General features: G+C 67.0%; 15 protein-coding genes. 4 read left to right on the plus strand and 11 right to left on the minus strand.

The window, feature by feature from the left end; all coding sequences use genetic code 11:
* Nucleotides 1-34: 34 nt before the first annotated feature.
* Genes Q9R30_RS16340 through Q9R30_RS16355 form a run of 4 tightly spaced genes read right to left on the minus strand, consistent with a single transcriptional unit; the run spans nt 35 to nt 4,095 of the window.
* On the minus strand, nt 35-1,135 hold the full coding sequence (locus Q9R30_RS16340; RefSeq protein WP_311218249.1) for a polyprenyl synthetase family protein: 1,101 nt from the start codon (nt 1,133-1,135) through the stop codon (nt 35-37).
* Entirely contained in the window at nt 1,132-2,472 is a 1,341-nt protein-coding gene (locus Q9R30_RS16345) for a geranylgeranyl reductase family protein (protein ID WP_104998746.1), read from the minus strand. The genes Q9R30_RS16340 and Q9R30_RS16345 overlap by 4 nt, the downstream gene beginning before the upstream one ends.
* A 3-nt stretch (nt 2,473-2,475) precedes the next feature.
* Nucleotides 2,476-3,252, minus strand: a complete 777-nt coding sequence (locus Q9R30_RS16350; protein ID WP_234005404.1) for a demethylmenaquinone methyltransferase — start codon at nt 3,250-3,252, stop codon at nt 2,476-2,478.
* Nucleotides 3,253-3,303: 51 nt separating this feature from the next.
* On the minus strand, nt 3,304-4,095 hold the full coding sequence (locus tag Q9R30_RS16355; protein ID WP_311218250.1) for an alpha/beta fold hydrolase: 792 nt from the start codon (nt 4,093-4,095) through the stop codon (nt 3,304-3,306).
* Nucleotides 4,096-4,183: 88 nt separating this feature from the next.
* On the opposite strand from Q9R30_RS16355, the gene Q9R30_RS16360 reads away from it, so the two are divergent.
* From Q9R30_RS16360 to Q9R30_RS16375, 4 genes are all read left to right on the plus strand, one after another.
* Nucleotides 4,184-5,593 carry an isochorismate synthase gene (locus tag Q9R30_RS16360; protein ID WP_311218251.1) on the plus strand — a complete coding sequence of 470 codons (1,410 nt, stop codon included), beginning with the start codon at nt 4,184-4,186 and terminating at the stop codon, nt 5,591-5,593.
* Nucleotides 5,594-5,772: 179 nt separating this feature from the next.
* Nucleotides 5,773-6,576, plus strand: a complete 804-nt coding sequence (locus Q9R30_RS16365; protein ID WP_104998750.1) for an ABC transporter substrate-binding protein — start codon at nt 5,773-5,775, stop codon at nt 6,574-6,576.
* A 147-nt stretch (nt 6,577-6,723) separates the two neighbouring features.
* The gene (locus Q9R30_RS16370; RefSeq protein ID WP_104998751.1) at nt 6,724-7,515 is read left to right on the plus strand and encodes an amino acid ABC transporter permease; all 792 of its coding nucleotides are present in this window, start codon (nt 6,724-6,726) and stop codon (nt 7,513-7,515) included.
* Nucleotides 7,516-7,527: 12 nt separating this feature from the next.
* Complete coding sequence (locus Q9R30_RS16375; protein ID WP_311218252.1) at nt 7,528-8,322, plus strand: amino acid ABC transporter ATP-binding protein; 795 nt, start codon at nt 7,528-7,530, stop codon at nt 8,320-8,322.
* 28 nt (nt 8,323-8,350) lie between these two features.
* On the opposite strand, the gene Q9R30_RS16380 is transcribed toward Q9R30_RS16375, so the two are convergent.
* The 7 genes from Q9R30_RS16380 to Q9R30_RS16410 all read right to left on the minus strand — a co-directional run bounded on the left by Q9R30_RS16380 (nt 8,351) and on the right by Q9R30_RS16410 (nt 18,468).
* Nucleotides 8,351-9,346 carry a hypothetical protein gene (locus tag Q9R30_RS16380; RefSeq protein WP_104998753.1) on the minus strand — a complete coding sequence of 332 codons (996 nt, stop codon included), beginning with the start codon at nt 9,344-9,346 and terminating at the stop codon, nt 8,351-8,353.
* Nucleotides 9,347-9,492: 146 nt separating this feature from the next.
* Nucleotides 9,493-11,244: a 2-succinyl-5-enolpyruvyl-6-hydroxy-3-cyclohexene-1-carboxylic-acid synthase gene (gene menD / locus Q9R30_RS16385; RefSeq protein ID WP_311218253.1), complete on the minus strand. Its 1,752-nt coding sequence runs from the start codon at nt 11,242-11,244 to the stop codon at nt 9,493-9,495.
* A gap of 150 nt (nt 11,245-11,394) precedes the next feature.
* Nucleotides 11,395-13,467, minus strand: coding sequence for a PhoX family phosphatase (locus Q9R30_RS16390; RefSeq protein ID WP_104998755.1), 2,073 nt, complete (start codon nt 13,465-13,467; stop codon nt 11,395-11,397).
* 267 nt (nt 13,468-13,734) lie between these two features.
* A complete protein-coding gene (locus tag Q9R30_RS16395) occupies nt 13,735-14,739 on the minus strand; it encodes an o-succinylbenzoate synthase (protein WP_199775262.1) in 1,005 nt (334 codons plus the stop codon).
* Nucleotides 14,740-14,761: 22 nt separating this feature from the next.
* Nucleotides 14,762-15,778, minus strand: a complete 1,017-nt coding sequence (locus Q9R30_RS16400; RefSeq protein ID WP_104998756.1) for a magnesium and cobalt transport protein CorA — start codon at nt 15,776-15,778, stop codon at nt 14,762-14,764.
* Between the two features lie 70 nt (nt 15,779-15,848).
* Nucleotides 15,849-17,471, minus strand: coding sequence for a hypothetical protein (locus Q9R30_RS16405; protein ID WP_311218287.1), 1,623 nt, complete (start codon nt 17,469-17,471; stop codon nt 15,849-15,851).
* A 1-nt stretch (nt 17,472) separates the two neighbouring features.
* A complete protein-coding gene (locus tag Q9R30_RS16410; RefSeq protein WP_311218254.1) occupies nt 17,473-18,468 on the minus strand; it encodes an ABC transporter ATP-binding protein in 996 nt (331 codons plus the stop codon).
* Nucleotides 18,469-18,568: the final 100 nt, after the last annotated feature.

Below are 18,568 nucleotides of genomic sequence, written 5' to 3' on the forward strand. Positions count from 1 at the left end.
CTTTGCGGCAACCGGGCCTCCACGCAGGTAAGACTTAGCTGGCGCGGTCCACCACAGCCAGCGCGAAGTTGGACAGCGAATCCTTGACCACGCCTTCGGGCAGCGGGGCAAGGGCGGCGATGGCTTCATCGGCCCACCGACGGGCAACAACCCAGGACTCCGCAGTCACGGGGTGCTCGCGCAGCCCGGCTACGGCCTCGGCAAGCGCCTCGTCCGAGGACAGGTCCCCGTCAATGAGCCGGAGAAGCCCGACGGCGGACTGGTCACCATCCGCGGCAGCCTTGCGCAGGAGCAGCACCGGCAGGGTGGGAACACCTTCGCGCAGGTCGGTGCCCGGCGACTTTCCGGATTTGACCTTGATCCCGGTGACATCGATGACGTCGTCCGCAAGCTGGAAGGCCACACCCACCTTCTCGCCATATTCCACCAGGACGGGCTCGAACGCGGGATCGGCGTTGGCGAAAATGGCACCGAGCTGGCCGGACGCCGCCACGAGGGAACCGGTCTTGTCAGCAATCACGGAAAGGTAGTGCTCGATCGGATCCTCATCCGGACGCGGCCCCACGGTCTCGTGCAGCTGGCCCAGGCACAGCCGCTCGAACGTGCGCGCCTGGATGCCAAGGGCCCGCGACCCGAGTTCGGACACCAGGATCGAAGCCCGGGCGAAGATAAGATCGCCGGTGAGCACCGCCACCGAGTTGCCCCAGACCTCGTGGGCCGTGGGCGCTCCGCGGCGGAACGGGGCAGAGTCCATGACGTCGTCGTGATAAAGCGTGGCCAGGTGGGTCAGTTCAACCACGACGGCGGCCTGCACCACGGCGGGAAGGGAAGCGTCGCCGAGGTGCGCGCACAGCAGGGTCAGCAGGGGCCTGATGCGCTTGCCGCCGGCTTCGACCAGATGCCGCGACGTCGCATCAGCCAGGGGATCCGAGTTGGCGATCGCTTCGCGGAGTTTTTTCTCCACGCGGGCCAGGTTGTTGGTGATGGCCGGGCCCAGTTCGGCGTCTCCGGCAATGGCGGCGAAGCCCGCAGGCAGCTGCAAACCCGTAGCGATGGCGGTGGTATTAAGGCTGGGTTCGGAGTCCGGCAGGCCGTGTCCGGCGTGCGTCCAGCTGTGGTCTGCGGGGTTGGTCACGGGTTAACCCTAACTTTTTGTTGCGGATACCGCTGATTCGAAGCCGACGGGGTGGGCGATGTGTTGGTTGTGGCCGGGACCAGCGCTTCGAGGACCCGGATCACCCGGTCCTCAAAGCCCCTCGCGGACGGGTCCGTGAGGTTGGCCAGGAGCCGGACCACAAAGCGCATCAGAACCGGGATCGGCATGCCGGTGCGCAGCGCGAGCTTCATGACGGCAGGTTTGCCGATCAGCGCGGCGAAGGCCCGGCCGAGCGTGAAGTGCGAGCCCCACTGGTCCCGCACGTAGTCCGCGTACCGCGCGAGGTGCGCGTCGGCGTCGTACGTTCCGCCCGAAGCAGCCGAGCGCGAGGAGGCATCAATCAGGAACTCGGCGGCGAAGCGCGCGGACTCCATGGCGTAGGAGATGCCCTCACCGTTGAACGGGGACACCATGCCGCCGGCGTCACCCAGGAGCAGCAGGCCGGGCGAATAGTGCGGGGTGCGGTTGAAGCCCATGGGCAGCGCGGCGCCGCGGATCTCGCCCACCTGGTTCTCCGGCGTGAAGCCCCACTCGGCGGGCATGCCGGCGGTCCATTCGCGCAGGACCTGCTTGTAGTCGAGCTTGCCGAATTCCTTGGAGGAGTTCAGGATGCCAAGGCCCACGTTGGAGGTGCCGTCGCCCACGCCGAAAACCCAGCCGTAACCGGGCAGCAGCTTGCCGTCACGGCCTGGCAGCTCCAGCCAGCCTTCCATCCATTCGTCGTCGGTGCGCGGCGAGGTGAAGTAGGTGCGTACGGCCACGCCGAGAGGGCGGTCGTCCCGCTTCTGGATGCCGAGGGACACGGCGGTTCGGGTGGAGTTGCCGTCCGCAGCGAGGACGACGTCGGCACTGAAGTCGCGCGTCTCCCCCGCCTTGCGTCCGGACTCATCCAGGAGCGCTGCGCGGACACCGGTGACGCGGCCGTCCTCAGAACGAAGCGCTTCGGTGACGCTGTGCCGCTCAAGGATTTCCGCGCCGGCCGCCTGGGCGTGGCGGGCCAGTTCCTCGTCGAAACCCAGGCGGGTGCGGATCAGGCCGTACTGCGGGAAGTCGGACACCTCGGGCCAGGGCAGTTCGATGGTGCGGCCGCCGGCGATCAGGCGCAGGCCCTTGTTCCGGCGCCAGCCTTCCCCCTCGGGGTGGGGCAGGCCCAGTTTCTGGATTTCACGGACGGCGCGGGGGGTGAGGCCGTCGCCGCAGACCTTCTCGCGCGGGAAGCTCGTTTTCTCCAGGACGGTGACGTCGATGCCGGCCTTGGCAAGGTAGTACGCGGCGGTGGAGCCAGCCGGCCCCGCCCCGACTATCAGTACCTTCACAGGTCAGCGTGTGATGTTGCGGCGGAGCTTGGCCACGGGGCCCTTGTGCGCGGCGATGGCGGCAGCCGCGTTGTCCGGAGCCGACCCTGCAGGCTTGAACGCACGGTGGACGGCCACGATCCCGCCGGAAAGGTTGCGATAGGTGACCTGTTCCCACCCGGATTCCTGCAGCCATGCGGCGAGGTGGTCCTGGTCCGGCCAGGCGCGGATGGATTCGGCCAGGTAGACGTACGCGTCCGGGTTGGAGGCAACCTTCGTGGCAATGGCCGGCAGGGCGCGCATCAGGTATTCGGTATACATGGTGCGCCAGAGCGGGATCACGGGCTGGGAGAACTCTGCGATGACAAGCTTGCCGCCCGGCTTGGTGACGCGGAGCATCTCCTGCAGCGCCTTCTTGGGCTCGTTGACGTTCCGCAGGCCGAAGGAAATAGTGCTGGCGTCGAACGAGTTGTCGGCGAAAGGCAGGTTGGTGGCATCCCCGGCAACAAAATTGATGTCCGGGCGGCGGCGCTTTCCAACCTTGAGCATTCCGAGGGAGAAGTCGCAGGCCACAACGTCTATTCCTGCGTCGGCATAAGGCTCGCTGGAGGTGCCGGTACCGGCCGCCAGGTCAAGGACGCGCTGGCCCCTGCTGACGTCCATGGCTTCCACCACAACCTTGCGCCAGCGCCGGGTCTGCCCCAGGGACAGGACATCGTTGACGACGTCGTATTTCGGTGCGACGTCGTCAAACATCGTGGCTACTTCGTCCGGACGCTTATCCAAGGATGCTCGGTTCACCATGCCATTGTCTCAAATGTTCGGGAGGGTCCGGACCAAGGCGGCGTGGAGTCAAAGCCCCTCCAGGAATGCCCTGGTATCCGCGGCCACCCGCTCCGGGCATTCCCAGAGGACCACGTGGCCGGTTCCGGCGTACGTTTTCAGGACGGAGCCGGGAATGCGGGCTGCGAGGATTTCCTGCTGGCTGCGGGGCAGGAGGCCGTCCTGCTCTCCCCAGAGGATCAGCGTGGGGGCGTGGATGGCTCCGGCTTCGGTGGGCGGTACCGCCTGGCAGAGCCCTGCCAGCACGGACTTCCACACGGTAGCAGGCATTTTCAGCCCATCCGCCACCCGGTCATCGAGGTACCAGCCGGGCACCGCCTGGCCCAGGGGAAACCACAGCAGCGATTGACGCACCCAGTCCTCGTCCAGCGGGTCGGCCAGGGCCTCCACTTCGTCGGCGAACGCGGGCCGGCCTTGAAGGGTCAGCGGCGAACCCACCAGGATCAGGGCATCAGCACGTTCAGGCTGCATCACGGCCAACTGCTGGGCCACGTAGCCGCCGCTTGAGGAGCCCAGGATGGCGGCCGATTCAAGAGCCAGTGCATCGAGGATCGCGGCCACGTCCCGGGCCTGGTCCTCCAGCGAATAGCCATTAACAGGTTTATCCGCATCCCCCTGGCCGCGCAGGTCAGGCGCCAGGATCCGGAATTCCTCCAGAAGCGGGACCAGCCGGTCGAAGCTCCTGCGTGATTCCCCCCAGGCATGGAGCAGAAGCAGGGGCTGCGCCGAGGCATCTCCCCGGACCAGGCACGGCACGCGGATCCCGGTGCCGAGGAACAGCTGGCGGACTTCGGAGTCCATGGCAGAAGGCTACGCCCGCCCGGCCGCCGCCGGTACCTCCAGCAGGCCTCCCGGGCCACCGCACGCTCGGGAGTAGTGTTGTCTCATCATGACGAGCACGTTCCGCACCTTGACAGTCCCCCTGGATGGAAAAGAATTCCCCGGGGGGCTTCCTGCGTTTCTGGTCCGGGACGATGTCCTCTGCTGGACCCGCCGCGAGGCCGGACTGGCAGGATTCGGCGAGATTGCGCGCTTCACGGCAACGGGCCCCGAGCGGTTCCTTGAGGCAGACATCTGGTGGCGCCACCTGGTCCTTGAGGCCGAGGTCATTGATTCCGTGGAGCTTCCTGGCACCGGGCCGGTGGCCTTCGGCTCCTTTGCCTTTTCCAAGACCTCGGCGCACGAATCGCGGCTGATCGTGCCGGAAATCGTAGTGGGCGTGCGCGACGGCCAGGTGTGGCTGACCCAGCTGACGTTCGACGACGGTCCCCTCACCGGAGACGGCGCCCTCGCCGCACTGGACCGCTGGCTTGCCGGCGGTCCAGCAGCTGCTGCGGCCACACCCGTTGGAGCAGGCCCGACGGCGGCAGCGGACCCTGCCGGGGACGGCACCCTGGGCGGTGCCCGTGCCAGGGCGGGCGGCGCCGTCGTGCGTCCCCTCCCGCTCGCCGCGGCGGCAACCTTGCACACCGGTTCCTTGAGCGAGGAAGCCTGGATGGCCGCCGTCGAAGCGGGCGTAGCCGAAATCCGGACGGGTGCGCTGGAGAAGCTGGTGCTCGCCCGGGACGTGTTGGCCACTATTCCGTCGGGCGTACACGCCTCAGCGGTGCTGCGGGAGCTCGCCGCGCGGTACCGCGAGTGCTGGACATACGGGGTGGACGGGCTGGTGGGGGCGACTCCGGAGATGCTGATCCAGGTTGAGGGCCGCACTGCCCAGGCCCGCGTGCTGGCAGGAACACTGGACCGCCGCGATGCGCACGGCGAAGACGGCCTCCCCATGGATTACGCCACCCGCGTGCTGGCAGGATCCGACAAGCAGCGGCACGAACACGAGATCGCCATTCAATCGCTGACCTCGCAACTGGCACCGTTCTCGGAAGCCATGAACGCCCATGACGAGCCGTTCATCCTGGAACTGCCCAACGTGTGGCACCTGGCATCCGATGTGAAGGCTGAGCTCGCAGAGATCGAAGGGCATGTGCCCACCTGCCTTGCGCTTATCAACGCCCTGCACCCCACCGCGGCCGTCTGCGGAACTCCCACGGAGGTGGCCGGGGCACTCATCCGCAAACTGGAGCACCTGGACCGCGGACCGTACGCCGGGCCGGTGGGTTGGCTTGACGCGGCAGGAAACGGCGAGTGGGGCATTGCCCTGCGCGGCGCCGTCATCGAGTCCTCCACCAACGTGCGGCTTTATGCCGGCTGCGGAATAGTCGACGGGTCACAGCCCGAAGCGGAGCTCGCTGAAACGTGGGCCAAGTTCCGGCCGATGCTGGAGTCGCTCGGCATCAGCAGTTGATTCCCCCTCCCGGCCAGTCCGGGATCGGAGACAACCCCTTCTCCGGCACGCTTGATTTCCGCTGTGATTTAGTTATCCAATAGTGAAACTAAGTTTCCTGTGATGCACATCTCATGATCTGGCGCTACACTATGAATCGATTTAGTACTACACACTCCCCGCAACAAAAGGTAAGAAACATGCAGCTCAAGTCCCTGGCCACGGCCAAAATGACCGCCAAGGCAGCAGCAGTCTTCGTCGTCAGCGCCCTCACCCTCACGGCATGCGGCGGCGGAAGCTCCACCCCGGCAGCCTCCGAAGGCGGCATCCAGCTCATCAACGCCGGCAAGCTCACGGTCTGCTCGGATGTCCCCTACGAGCCGTTCGAGTTCGAAAAGGACGGCCAGACCGTCGGCTTCGACATCGACATCGCCAAGGAGGTGGCCAAGGACCTCGGTGCCGAACTGAGCATCGTGGACAGCTCCTTCGAGGCAATCGAGACCGGCACCGCGCTGACCCAGTGCGATCTGTCCATCTCCTCGATCTCCATCACGGACGTCCGGAAATCGGTTATGGACTTCTCCACCCCCTACATGGACGACGACCTGACGCTCCTGGCAACCACGGCCTCCGGCATCACCAACATTGACAGCGCCAAGGGCAAGAAAGTGGGAGTCCAGCAGGCCACCACCGGTGCCAAGTACGCGGCAGAGAAGGGGATAGACGCCCAGCAGTTCGAGGACACCGGCCTCCTGGTGCAGGCCATCCAGGCCGGTACCATTGACGCTGCCCTGGGCAACCAGTCGGTTCTGGCCTACGCCATCAAGGACAACGCCGACTGGAAGCGCGTGGAGAACTACGCGAGCGGCGAAAAGCTCGGAATCGCCTATAAGAAGGGCAACACCGCCATGGGCGACAAGGTCAACGCGACCCTCAAGCGCCTCACGGACGACGGCAGCCTGAAGAAGTTCGAAACCACCTGGTTCGGCGAAACCGCCAAGTAGCCCCGAACCGCACCTAGCAACGAGCGGGCCCCAGCGCATACAGCCCTGGCGCCTGAACAGCCCTGAGAATGACGCAGCAGGGGCCCTGGACGGGCTGCACCGCAGTCCGTCCGGGGCCCCTGCCACGCAAACGAATGTGAGCACCCCATGGCAATGACCGCACGTCAACGCGCCAGAGTAAGCCTGTATGTCCAGGCCGGAATCTTTGTTGTGGCCGTCGCCGCGCTGATCCTGGCCACCGACTGGAAGACCATCGGCAACAGCGTCTTCAACTTTGGCAAGATCGGACCGATGTTCCCGGGTATCTTCCTGGTGGGCCTGAAAAACACCCTGATCTATACGGTCCTCGGCTTCATCGTGGGCCTCTCCGGCGGCCTGCTGCTGGCCCTGATGAAGCTCTCCAGCTTCCCTCTCTACCGGTGGATCGCCACCGGCTACATTGAGTTCTTCCGCGGCGTTCCCGCCCTGCTGGTGTTCATCGCCTTCGGCTATGGCGTTCCCTTGGCCTTTGGCGTCCAGTGGAACGTCACCGTGATCGTCATGGTTTCCCTGGGCATGGTTGCCGCGGCGTACATCGCCGAAACCCTCCGCGCCGGCCTCCAGGCCGTACCGAAGGGCCAGATGGAAGCGGCCCGGTCGTTGGGCATGCCCCAGTGGCGGGCCATGGTCACCATCGTCATCCCGCAGGCCTTCAAGATTGTCCTGCCGCCGCTGACCAACGAGGTCATCCTGCTCACCAAGGACTCCTCCCTGATCTACGTCCTGGGCCTCACCGCATCCCAGTACGAGCTCACCAAATTCGGCCGCGACGGCATCTCGAGCCTCGGTGCGGGCCTGACGCCGCTCCTGGTGGCCGGCGCCTTCTACCTGGTGATCACCATCCCCCTGAGCTTCCTGGCCCGGAAGTTCGAAAGCCGCACCGCGCGGAACAATCGATAGGCAGGGAAGACCATGAACGACGTCGTAAATTCCTCCGCCGGCACCATCCACGCCGCCGGCGTCTCCATCAAGGACCTGCGCAAGGCCTACGGCTCCAACGAGGTCCTCAAGGGCATCAGCCTGAATGTGGCGCCGGGCGAAGTGGTGTGCCTGATCGGGCCCTCCGGCTCCGGCAAGTCCACCCTGCTCCGCTGCGTGAACCTGCTGGAACAGCCCAACCAGGGCAGCATCCACGTGGGCGGCTACGAGGCCACGGACCCGGATGTGGACATCGACAAAATGCGCCGCAAAGTGGGCATGGTGTTCCAGCAGTTCAACCTTTTTCCGCACCTGGACGCCAAGCGCAACTGCTCCATCGCGCAAACGAAGGTCCTCAAGCGCTCCCAGGCCGAGGCGGACAAGGTGTCCATGCACAACCTTGAGCGCGTAGGTCTGGGACACCTCGCGGACCGTTTCCCTGACCAGCTCTCCGGCGGCCAGCAGCAGCGTGTGGCTATTGCCCGGGCGCTCAGCATGGACCCGGAGCTGATGCTCTTCGACGAGCCCACCTCCGCGCTGGACCCTGAGACCGTGGGCGATGTCCTCTCCGTCATGCGGAACCTCGCGAAGGAAGGCATGACCATGCTGGTGGTGACCCACGAAATGGGCTTCGCACGCGAGGTGGCGGACCGCGTGGTGTTCATGGACGGCGGCGTTGTGGTGGAGGAAGGCGCGGCCGAGCATGTCATTGCCGCCCCCACCCAGCCCCGCACCAAGGAGTTCCTGCGCCGCGTCCTCGATCCGACGCATATCGGCCTCGAGGAGTAGCGCGTTTCGCGCCCCCAAAGGACAGCCGCTATCCGGCCCCGGATGGCGGCTGTCCTTTTCGGGCGCGGACACCCGGAATGGTGGCGCGAAGCGGTAGCCTAGGCACCCCCTCGGCGATGAGGAAGGCGGCAAAAGTCTCCGCATCCCGCAACTCAGCCCATGTCCACCGGACAACCCTCCGTCCAGTTGCGCGGATCCGGTCCTCCCTCTTCTTCTCGGCAATCACCACCTCGGAGGGAGTGCGGCCGCGCAGAAACTCCGGTTTCTGGTACTTGACGAGGCCATCAAACTCGCCTGCTATCCTTTCGGCGCCCCATTCGAAGTCGAGGTAGGCCACAAAGCCTTTCCTGTCCACCACCCCGCGCTGAAGCAAGGGGATGGGAAATCCCCCGAGGAACATGTAGGCGCGACTCAAAGATTCACCCGGTGATCCGGAATTCGGGTCGGCGAAGTCCAGTGCAGTACCGATTCGCCTGGCCGCGGCCGCACTGTATCGTTCGCTTGCCATCAGCTTCAAAGAGTCTTTGTCCAGGGGTGGCAGGCCCGTAACGGCGTCCGGCTTGAGTACGTGGTCGAACGCAATCACGGCATGCTCAAACGGCCGGAGAGCGCCCAAATCCAGGACAGTACGTTCCCTTGAAGTCACCAGGAGCCCTGTCCGCTCGCAGATCTCCGAACCACTCGCGCTGATGCGGTGGCGGCTGATCCCTGGCTTCGACCGGCCACCAGCCGGATCGTCGGTGCAGGCATGGACCACCTTCTGTGCCCCCAGGAGCGGGATGCGCCAAAGGGCCGCCGCCGATTCCAGGCAAAAAACGCTCCGCGTCCTCAGTGTGGTGGCCGTCGCCAGGATCAGCAGCGGATACCGGTCCCATGGCTTGAGGTCCCTCCAGACAGCCTCGGAAACATAGACGCCATGCCTGATCCGGCGCAGCTCCCCTGCTGCGCACTTCCGCGCAAGTTCCCGGGAGTCTTTGCCAAGGCGGGCATAATCGCTGCTGAGTATGAGTGCATTGGTGTCCATCCAGCCATGGTTGCGGGGCTTACACGCCGCCGTAATGCCCGATCACGTGTATGTGGATTAAGGTGGTGCGCCCGATTCGGATGACGGCTCCCGGGATCCCGGTGGCCGATGTCGGAACGGGTAGCGCAGATCCAATCCGGCCGCCGTCAGCGGGCCAGTACTCCCGCTACCGCCGCGGCCACGGCTTCCCTGATCCGTGCGTGCAGGCCGCGCAGGCCGTGCCGGTCCGTCCGGACCTCCACTATGGTGCGGCCTTCGATCGGCCGGGCAAGCGCCTCGGCGAGTCCCGCCGTCGTACCCACCACTGAATGCCCGACGCCGTACGCTGCGGCGAGTGCCGAAAGGTCCACTGCGTGCGGGGTGCCGAAGAGGCGTTCGACGGCGTCCCCGTAGGTTCCGGCCTCGCGCACCGCACCGTGCTCCAGCAGGTCGAAGATGGCACCGCCGGAGTCGTTGAGGACCACGATCCGGAGCTGCGGCTGTTCCTCCCCGGAGCCGAGGAACAGCCCTCCGGCGTCGTGAAGGAAGGTGATGTCCCCCAGCAGGACGGTTGTTTCCTGCCGGCCGCCAAGCGCTACGCCGGTGGCTGTGGAGATGGTGCCGTCAATGCCTGACAGCCCGCGGTTGGCATACACCGTGGCGGCCGGTTCGGGAGCGGGCAGCCCGGCCAGGTCCACGTCCCTGATTCCATTGGAAGATCCCAGCAGCAGTTGGCCGCCGCTGTGCTTCCAGACCAGCGATCCCACGGACAGGCCGGTGGCGGCGGCGTCAGCTGAAAGTATTCCGTCCAGGGCATGCTGCGCTGCCGAGCTGGCGAGGAGCCAGGTATCCAGCCATTCCGGTGCCCCGCGGCCCGCGAATTCCGCCAGGTCTGCAAGGTTCTCCAGCGGCAGCTCGGTGCGGCGGCCCGGCTCGAACCAGGCCACGGGAAGCGGCTGGTACAGGGCGGACGGAACTTCCGCGCGGGCCAGAAGGGCTGCCACCGGGCGGGACAGCGTGGGGCGGCCAAACAGCACCACGCGCTCAATCGGCATCGCGGACCCTGGTCCGAAGTGCTCCAGCAGAAGTCGGTACGGCCCCGCGGCGTTCGGGCCGAAGCGGGCATTCGATGACGGCTCCGCCAGCAGCGGCAGGCCGTGGGCGCGGGCAAACGCCTCGGCGACGGGTCCGGCGTCGTGCCCTGCCAGGACCACCGTCCGCCGCTCGGGCAGCCCCGCTGACGCCGGCGGCAGGTTCATAATGAGGGGCTCGGTGCCGATCCGGTAGCGCTGCCGCTCGGCCGCCGGCGGGAGCGCCTCTTCCGGCGAGGGAACCAGCGGATCGCGGAAGGCGAGATTCAGCTGGACGGGGCCCGGCGGGAGCTCCGGGAAGGCGCCGGTGGCGGCGGACAGGCCGGTCCGGATGGCGCGCGCGGGGTCCGATCCGGCGGGGATGTCGGCGGCGAAGCGCACCTGATCGCCGAAGAGGTCCGGCTGGACGGTTGTCTGGTTGGCGCCCGTGCCGCGGAGCTCATCCGGGCGGTCCGCGGACAGGACCACCAAGGGAACCGCAGCGTGGTTGGCCTCCATGACGGCGGGCATCAGGTTTCCGACGGCGGTACCGGACGTCGTCAGCACGGCAGCGGGAGAGCCGGTGGCAAGTGCCAGGCCCAGGGCCGTGAACCCGGCAGAGCGCTCGTCGATGCGCACCAGCAGTTCCACCCGGCCCTCAGCTGAGGCTTCGGCCAGCGCGTATGCCATGGGAGCCGAACGGGAACCGGGCGAAACCACCACGTACTGCACGCCGCCGTCGATCAAAACCCCGACGGCGATCCTTGCCGCCGCGATGGCGCTGATGGAAGGGGCGTCCGGTGAACCTGTCTGGGAAGTGCCGGGGGCGGCATCGTTGTGCGAAGTCACCCGACCAGTCTGCCACCCCCACACCCTCTCTCACTTAATGCGCCTTTAACCCAAACGCTCTCCCACCTTTCGAACCCGGCGGGGCGAAAAGTGAGAGAGCGTTGGCCCAAAACCTGCAGGAAGTGAGAGAGCGTTGCAGGGCTGGAGGGGTCAGGCGTCGGTGCGGAACACCTGGATCACGGACGGGCGGGGTGCGCGTACCTGGCCGGGAGCCGGCGTCGTGCCTTCCGTGACGTAGTCCGGGAAGAAGGAAACCTGCTTCTCGAACGTGCCGTCCTCGCCCGGGTGCTGCACGGCGACGAACACGGTGCGCTCCTCATCGTGGATGATGGGGCCGCAGGTCTCGGCATCGCGCGGAACAGCCAGGAACTGCTCCACCTTCCCGCGCTCGGCTCCTTCCAAGGTGACCTTGAAGAGCCCGTCCGCGCGGCCGATGCCGGAGGGGGCGCCGTCGGTGGAAATCCAGAGGTTGCCCACGGAGTCGAACGCGAGGTTGTCCGGGCAGGAGATGGGCGAGACCTGGTCCACCGGGAAGCCGGAGAAGTAGGTGACGTCGCCCTGCTTGGGATCGCCGCAGACCATGAGCAGGTTCCAGGTGAAGGTGGTGGAGGTCTGGTCGCCGGTCTCGGTGATTTCCACGATGTGGCCATCGCGGTTCTGGTTGCGCGGGTTGACCTCGGTGGCGCCTTCGTTCGTTCCGGTGCCGCGGTTGGAGTTGTTGGTGCACGCCACGTAGACCTTGCCCGTGTGCAGGCTGGGCTGTACGTCCTCGGCGCGGTCCATCTTGGTGGGGCCAACCTTGTCGGCAGCCAGGCGGGTGTACACCAGGACCTCTTCGACGGACATGCCCGGAACAGCGGACTTTCCGTCTACAACCAGGGGCAGCCACTGGCCGATGCCGTCGAAGGCACCGTCCGAGGGGACGGCCCCGGTGCCGGTGATTTCAGCGGCCGGTGAGTTGCCCGTGAACTTGGCGACGTACAGGTTACCGGCGGACAGGAGGGTCATGTTGTGTTTGCGGTCGCCCTCAATGTACTTGTCCTTGGAAACGAACTTGTACAGGTAGTCGAAGCGCTCGTCGTCGCCGGAGTAGGCCACTACGTGACCGGACTCGGCGATGATGACGTTGGCACCCTCGTGCTTGAAGCGGCCCAGGGAGGAATGCTTCTTCGGGGTGGAGGTGGGATCGAAGGGGTCGACTTCCACGATCCATCCGAAGCGGTTGGCCTCGTTCTCGTAGCCGGGCTTGCGGGTGTCCCAGCGGTCCTCGTCCAGTTCCCACTTGCGGGCGGTTGGCTTGCTGGTGATGCCGTAGCGCTTGTCTCCGGCGGAAGTGCCGTTGCCGACAAAGTAGCCCTGGAAGTTTTCCTCACCGGAGAGGATGGTGCCCCAAGGGGTGGTTCCGCCGGCGCAGTTGCCCAGGGTGCCCTTGATGAAGCGGCCGTCCTTGTCCTCGACGGTCTTGACCAGTGCAGATCCTGCAGCAGGGCCGGTCAGTTCATAGACCGTGCTGTTCAGGTAGCGGCGGTTCAGTTCCGCGCCCTTGACGTAGGTCCACGGCTGGTTCTTGTTGTGGCGCTCCAGCTCCACAACGGACAGCCCGTGCGCAGCTGCTCCCACTTTGCGCTGCTGCTCGGCCGGCATGGCGGGAGGGAACATGATGGCGTCGTTGGTGTACTCGTGGTTGGAGAACAGAACGGCGCGGCGGCCCTTGCTGCCCGGGATCTCAAGGATGTCCGTGTAGTCGTTGTTGTAGCCGAACTGCCTTTCCTGGGCTGCAACCGTCTGGTTGTTCAGGTCCAGCTCCGGCGCGTCGTTGAAGATGGGGTCGCCCCAGCGGATGACCGGCTTCCAGGTGAAGCCTTCCGGCACGGTGACGGCGTCCACCATCGCATCAATCGAGGGAATGGCGGTGAACTGAAGCTTGGACTTGCCGAAGCCTTCCTTCGCTGCCTTGGAGAGGCCGGCGGCATGTGCGGAGTCCGGCGAGGTGACGGCGCTGCCGAGGACGACGGCGAGGGCACCGGCGGCGCCGAAGCCCAGGGCGGCGCGGCGGGACATGGTGGCGGAGGCGATGTCGCGGAAGTAGCTGTTGGAGCTGGTGTTGCAGACGTCGCCTGCGCAGGCGTTGTCGCACTTCAGGGCGCAGGTGACGGCGCTGCGCTTGCCCTTGGTGTGGCCGAGCATCGGCAGCAGGGTGAACTTGCGGGCAGTTTCAGACATGGTTGCCTTCCAAAAAAATCGATGCGGTGCCCTCACCTTGCCAGCCGGTTCCTACGGGCAGCCGTCAGCGAGGTGAACCGGAGGTAAACCCGCCGGTAACCCCCGATGACCTGCGCACATGCGAGAGCGTCAGCCCGAAAGGCGCGTTAAGTGAGAGAGCGTCAGCCCGAAAGGCGCGTTAAGTGAGAGAGCGTCAGCCCGAAAGGCGCGTTAAGTGAGAGAGCGTCAGCCCGAAAGGCGCGTTAAGTGAGAGAGCGTCGCGGTGGGCTAGCGGGCGGCCAGGAGCGCGTGGACGCGGGCGAGCCGGTCCAGCCACCAGTCCCGCCGTTCCGCGGAAGCCGCGTACCGCTCCAGCAGCCCGGCGTCGGCGGCGACGTCACGCAGGCGGATGGCGCCGTCGTCGGCCACTAACGGATCCGTGGTGACGTCCGATTCGAACAGGGACACCGTCCCCAGACCGCACGCATACGGCAGCTCCGGCAATGCGGCCGCCAGGGCCAGTCCGGCGCGGATGCCCACCGAGGTGTCCAGCGCGGAACTGACGACGGCGGGCAGCCCGGCCCGTGCCACGACGTCCAGGGCGCGCCGCACTCCCCCGAGCGGTGCCACCTTGACCACGATGAGGTCCGCCGCGCCGGCGCGGGCAACCCGCAGGGGGTCGGATTCCTTGCGGACGCTTTCGTCGGCCGCAATCAGCACCGGCGTTCCCGCCCCGCGGAGCGCGCGCCGCACCTGCGCCAGACCCTCAATCGTGGGCACCGGCTGCTCGGCGTATTCAAGCCCGACGACGGCCAGCCGGGTGAGTGCCTCGACGGCGGCCGGAACGTCCCAGCCGCCGTTGGCGTCCACCCGGACGGCAGCATCGGGGAGGGCGGAACGGACGGCGGCGAGGCGCGCGACGTCGTCGTCCAGCGTTTGTCCCTGTTCGGCCACCTTGACCTTGACCGCGTCCACCCGGCCGAAGCGTGCCAGAACGTCCGGCACGCGGTCCGCAGGTACGGCGGGAACCGTGGCGTTGACGGGGATCACCGAACGCAGCGGGGCGGGGAAGCCTTGCCAGCCGGCTTCAACGGCCGCGGCGAGCCAGCGGGAGGCCTCTGCGTCGCCGTACTCGGGGAACGGGCAGAACTCGCCCCAGCCGGCGGGGCCGTGCAGCAACAGGGACTCGCGCTCCATGATGCCGCGGAACTTGACCCGCATGGGCAGGCTCACGACGTGCGCGCCGGCCAGGAGTTCCGCTAAAGGGGGCACGGTGGGCAGCGGCGTGGGCATGGACCCACTGTACAAGCGGGCGCTAGATCCACCTGTTGTGGCGGAAGGTCCAGTAGAGCGCCAGCCCCATGGCAATCATCAGGCCGAGGGCAAACGGGTAGCCAAACACCCACTCGAGCTCCGGCATGGAACGGAAGTTCATGCCATAAATGGTTCCCACCAGCGTGGGCGCAAACAGGATGGCCGCCCAGGAGGAAATCCGCTTGACCTGCTCGCTCTGGGCAATGCTGGATTCGGTGAGGCGGCGCATCTCGTCATTCTGCCGCTGGGCCACCAGCGCGGCGTTCACGGCCAGCGCGTTCTGCAGCAGCACACGGAAGGATGCCACGCGTTCATTGAGCCGGAGCACGTGGTCCAGCACGTCGCGGAAGTGGTCCTGGAGTTCCGGATCGGGCTCCCGCTCCGGCGTCCCGGCCATCAGGACCTGGAGGATCCCTGCCAGCGGGCTGGTGGCGCGCTGGAACATGATGACCTGGCGGGAAAGCTCGTAAATGCGCCGGGAAACCTCCGGGTCCGCCCCGAAGAGGTCGTCCTCGATCTCGTCAATGTCGTTCTCGAGCCCCGCCGCCACGGGTTCGTACTCGTCCACCACCTGGTCCAGGATGCCGTAGAGGACCGCATCCGGGCCCAGGGCCAGGAAGTCCGGCATGGCTTCCATCCGGCGGCGCACCTTGGCCAGGTCCGGGGATTCGGCATGCCGGACGGTCACCACATAGTCGGCGCCGACAAAGACGTGGATCTCGCCGAAGTCCACCTTCTCCACGTCGTCCAGGTAGCGGGCCGGCCGCAGCACCAGGAAGACGCATTCGCCGTAATGCTCCAGTTTGGCTCGCTGGTGGCCGGCCAGGGCATCCTCGACGGCGAGCGCATTGAGGTCGAATTCCTCGGCCACCGACTGCAGTTCCCCGGGGTCCGGCCGGTAAAGGCCGATCCACGCCATCCCCTCGCGCTGGCGGAGCACAAAGTAGGTCTCGTCCAGGCTGGCGGGATCCTCCGTCCGCAGCCCGTCGACGTAGACGGCGTTGTCGATAATGGTCACGGCCGGCCTCCTGTGTCTAGGTGCGCTTCCGGCGGCTGCGCGCCGGTGCTGTCAACAAGCTTTGCTGCCGTCAGGCCGTCCCTGTTTCGCGGCGCCGCATCGCTGCCACGGCCACGGCGGCCGTGACCACGGCGATGGCCAGCATCCACCACGCTCCGCTCCAGTCCGTCGTCGAACCGCTGGGAACAGGGGTGTGGGTGAACGGCGAGAGGTCGCGGACGCTCTTGTCCAGGCCCACCAGTCCGCCGAAGATGCCCATCACCACGCCGGCCCCGAGGAGGGCCCAGCCCCCGGCGATGGTCGCGGCCGGCCAGATGACGAACACCAGCGCGGGGACGGCCAGGTAGATCAGTGCCGCCGGCAGCTGGGCCGCCGCCGTCTCCCATACGGCCTGCCCTTCCACGGACGTGTCGCCGGCCGCGGCCAGGGAAGCCCAGGCACCGAGGGCTGTCAGGGACAGGACCAGTACCACCGAGGCCGTGCCCAGCAGGAGGTAGCTGGCCAGCCAATGCACGCGGCTGATGGGGGCGGCGAGCAGGAGTTCCGCCGTGCCGCCGGCCTCCTCCTGCCTCAGTCGCAGGACCGCCTGCAACCCGCAGGCGGCGGCCAGGATGCCGGCGATCGAGAACATCGCCGAGATCATCAGCTGGGTCAGTGACACACCCTGGGTTTGGAGGATGGCGCGCAGCGCAACAGTGATGTTGCTGCCGGCGGTCTCCGTTGACGCAATCGCCCTGCCCAGCGAACCGGCCAGCAGCCCCATGGTCAGCCCGCCGACGCCCCAGCCAGTGATCGAGCCAGCCTGTAGCCGGAGGGCAAGGGCGGTGGGGCTGCGCAGGCCGGGCCGGGCCGCCATCCGGCCGGGCAGCGCACCAAACACGCTCGCGCCGCTGTCCCGCCGTTCCAGGAGGACCCACGCCACGCCACCGGAGAAGACGGCCAGCCCCAGCGGCAGGAGCAGCGGCCACCAGCGGCCGCCGGTGAAGGCGAACGTCTGCTGGCCCCATCCGATCGGGGAGAACCAGCTGGCCGTTCCGGCGGTCATGGGGAGCCCGTCGGCGCTCGGCGTGCCGCCGGCATCGCCGATGCCCCGCAGGAGGTAGGCCAGCACAACCAAGGAAGCCGCGTAGCCGTTTGCGCCGCGGGAGGTCCCCATCAGCTGGGCGACGAAGAGCCCCACGCCCAAAAACGCGAGCCCGACGGCGCCTACGGAGGCTCCCGCCAGCAGCGAACCGTCACGATCCAGCCCCGCCGCCAAGAATCCGCCGAACACCGCGAGCGCGGCCAGGACATTGGCGCTGATGCCATGCATGACCGTGGCCACGGCAGGGGTCAGGCGACCGGCCGGGGTGGCTGCGATCAGCTCGGCGCTCCCGGTCTCCTCATCGGCCCGCGAGTGGCGCACGGCCAGGAAGGTGCTCATCAGGCCTGCCAGCAGCGCCAGGAAGGCGTAGATCAGGAAGAACATGAAGCCGCCAAGGCTTGCGTCGCGCGGCAGGCCGCGGAGCATGAGAATGGCCGGGGTGGCGATGGCCACCTGGAGGATCTCCGCCCGGCTGGACTCCTCGCCGTAGGTCTGTTGGATGGCGGAAGCAGCGAACAGCGTGAGGGCGCCCATGCCCAGCACCCAGGTGACCAGCTGCCAGCGGTCACGCCGCAGCCGCTGGCCCCACAGGATCCGGAGTTCGCGCATGTCAGCCACGGCCCCTCTCGCCAAGCAGGTGCCGCCGCCGGGCGTGCTCAGGGTGCTCTCCCCGTGCTTCAACTCCCTCCCCGCCGGCCCCCACCGAGGTGTCACCATAGTGGCGCAGGAACAGCTCCTCCAGGGACGGCGGCGTGATGATCAGCCCCTGGACCCCCAGTGCGCCAAGGAGCGGAAGCACCTCGGCGATCCGGTCGGAATCGGCACCAAACTTAACCCTGCCGCCGTCGGCCGTCAGGTCATGGACAACGCCCAGCTGGGCCAAGGAACCGGTGTCCACGCCGTCCGCGGCGAAGGAAACCTCGGACCGGGTCAGGTGGCGCAGCGACTCCAGCGTCCCGCCGTCCACTATCCTGCCGGAGCGGATGATGCTGACGCGGTGGCAGAGCACTTCCACCTCGGACAGGATATGGCTGGACAGGAGCACTGTCGCTCCGCGGTCGACGGCGGCCAGTATCTCCCGCCGGAAAACGGCCTCCATGAGCGGGTCAAGGCCACTCGTGGGCTCGTCGAGGAGGTACAGCTCGGCGTCCGTGGCCAGGGCAGCAATCAGTGCAACCTTCTGCCGGTTGCCCTTGGAGTAGGCGCGGCCCTTCTTGCCGGGATCGAAGTCGAGAGCTTCACAGAGGCGGTCCTTGCGCTGCCGGTAGCCGCGGGCGTCGGTGGTGCCGCCGCGGAGGCGTGAGAGGAGGTCGATGGTTTCGCCGCCGGACAGGTTGGGCCAGAGCCGAATGTCGCCGGGGACGTAGGCGAGGCGGCGGTGCAGTTCTACCGACTGTGTCCACGGATCGAGGCCCAGGACGGTAGCGGTGCCGGACGTGGCCTTGGCCAGGCCCAGCAGGACGCGGAGGGTGGTTGACTTGCCCGCACCGTTGGGGCCAAGGAACCCGTGGATCTCGCCGCGCTGGACCTCCAGATTGAGTCCGTCGAGGGCCCGCACCCGGCCAAAATGCTTGTGCAATTCAACAGTCTGGATGATGGACTCCATATTCCGGACACTACTCAGATTGACCCGTTTGTGAAGGGCCGAAAGTCGGTCCGCGGGTGCCGGGCAGCCTAGCAATGCATATCCATATGGATATATAATT

This window comes from Arthrobacter sp. AB6, from assembly GCF_031844545.1.
GTDB lineage: Bacteria > Actinomycetota > Actinomycetes > Actinomycetales > Micrococcaceae > Arthrobacter.

Excerpts from the sequence above, each read along its gene's own strand:
- Q9R30_RS16355 (WP_311218250.1), bottom strand. The coding sequence starts at position 4,095 with ATGGACTCCGAAGTCCGCCAGCTGTTCCTCGGCACCGGGATCCGCGTG.
- Q9R30_RS16360 (WP_311218251.1), top strand. The coding sequence starts at position 4,184 with ATGACGAGCACGTTCCGCACCTTGACAGTCCCCCTGGATGGAAAAGAA.
- Q9R30_RS16365 (WP_104998750.1), top strand. The coding sequence starts at position 5,773 with ATGCAGCTCAAGTCCCTGGCCACGGCCAAAATGACCGCCAAGGCAGCA.
- Q9R30_RS16370 (WP_104998751.1), top strand. The coding sequence starts at position 6,724 with ATGGCAATGACCGCACGTCAACGCGCCAGAGTAAGCCTGTATGTCCAG.
- Q9R30_RS16375 (WP_311218252.1), top strand. The coding sequence starts at position 7,528 with ATGAACGACGTCGTAAATTCCTCCGCCGGCACCATCCACGCCGCCGGC.
- Q9R30_RS16380 (WP_104998753.1), bottom strand. The coding sequence starts at position 9,346 with ATGGACACCAATGCACTCATACTCAGCAGCGATTATGCCCGCCTTGGC.
- Q9R30_RS16390 (WP_104998755.1), bottom strand. The coding sequence starts at position 13,467 with ATGTCTGAAACTGCCCGCAAGTTCACCCTGCTGCCGATGCTCGGCCAC.
- Q9R30_RS16395 (WP_199775262.1), bottom strand. The coding sequence starts at position 14,739 with ATGCCCACGCCGCTGCCCACCGTGCCCCCTTTAGCGGAACTCCTGGCC.
- Q9R30_RS16405 (WP_311218287.1), bottom strand. The coding sequence starts at position 17,471 with ATGCGCGAACTCCGGATCCTGTGGGGCCAGCGGCTGCGGCGTGACCGC.
- Q9R30_RS16410 (WP_311218254.1), bottom strand. The coding sequence starts at position 18,468 with ATGGAGTCCATCATCCAGACTGTTGAATTGCACAAGCATTTTGGCCGG.